Below are 1304 nucleotides of genomic sequence, written 5' to 3'. Positions count from 1 at the left end.
TCGGCACTGCTTACCGCGAAGGTGTCGGTGTAGGTGGTGCCGGCGGCGAACTCGTTGTGGGCGGAGTCGGCGACGTAGGTCCAGGCACCGTTGGTGCCGATGGAAAACTTGCCGTAGTTGCCGGCGGTGTTGGTCTGCGCGACGAAGGTCGCGGCGCTGTCGACGTCGCTGATGGTCAGGGTGCCGGTGGTGGTCAGCGGAGCATTGGTTTCGCTCAGCGTGACGCTGGCCGAGGAAAGCACGGCGGCGTCGTTGGTACCAGTGATGGTAACGGTCACCAGCTGGGTATCCACGCCACCCAAGCCATCGCTGACCTGCACGCTGAACACCTCATCGTGACTTTCGCCCGTCTTCAGAGACTGCACCGCACTAGCAACGCCATCGGTGCCGTTGGCCAGGGTGTAGGTCCACTGGCCGGTACTGTCGACGGCGATTGAACCGTAGGTGCCGGTGTTTGAGCCGGCAATGCTCCAGGTGGCCGTGGCAGCGTGATCGATATCGGTCGAGCTGAACTGGCCGCTGACGCTAAGGGTGGTGTCTTCCTTCACGGCTCCGGCATCATTGCCGCTGGCGAAATTGAGTACCGGCGCGTCGTTGCTGCCGGTGACAGTAATGGTTACCAACTGAGTGTCGACGCCGCCGAGGCCATCGCTGACCTGCACGCTGAATACCTCATCGTGACTTTCACCCGCTTTGAGCGACTGCACCGCACTGACGACTCCATCGGTGCCGTTGGCCAGGGTGTAGGTCCACTGGCCGGTGCCATCCACGGCGATTGAGCCGTAGGCTCCGGTGTTTGACCCTGTGATGCTCCAGGTGGCCGTGGCAGTGTGGTCGATGTCGGTCGAGCTGAACTGACCGCTGACGCTGAGGGTGGTGTCTTCCTGCACGGCGCCGACATCATTGCCCGTTGCGAAGCTGAGCACGGGCGCGTCGTTGCTGCCGGTGACGGTGACAGTTACCAACTGAGTATCCACGCCGCCGAGGCCATCGCTGACTTGCACACTGAACACTTCGTCATGACTCTCGCCCACCTTCAGCGACTGCACCGCACTGGCGACTCCATCGGTGCCGTTGGCCAAGGTGTAGGTCCATTGGCCGGTACTGTCGACGGCAATCGAACCGTAGCTGCCAGTTGGCGAGCCATTGATGGTCCAGGTGGCGGTGGCATCGTGGTCGATGTCAGCCGAGCTGAACTGACCACTGACGCTGAGGGTGGTGTCTTCCTGCACGGCGCCGGCATCGTTGCCGGTGGCGAAATTGAGTACCGGCGCGTCGTTGCTGCCGGTGACAGTAATGGTTAC

Annotated in this window: 1 protein-coding gene; it reads right to left on the bottom strand. The window is 62.4% G+C overall.

Annotated features, from left to right (window positions below; translation table 11 throughout):
• Positions 1–1304, bottom strand: a 1304-nt coding sequence (locus tag CRO75_RS04440; RefSeq protein ID WP_204856403.1) for a VCBS domain-containing protein, incomplete at both ends; no start/stop codon positions are given.

The organism is Pseudomonas sp. LAMO17WK12:I10, from assembly GCF_900215185.1.
Taxonomy (GTDB): domain Bacteria; phylum Pseudomonadota; class Gammaproteobacteria; order Pseudomonadales; family Pseudomonadaceae; genus Aquipseudomonas; species Aquipseudomonas chlororaphis.
The sequence above is the reverse complement of the archived record's forward strand: the minus strand, read 5'-3'. Positions and strand labels throughout refer to the sequence as shown.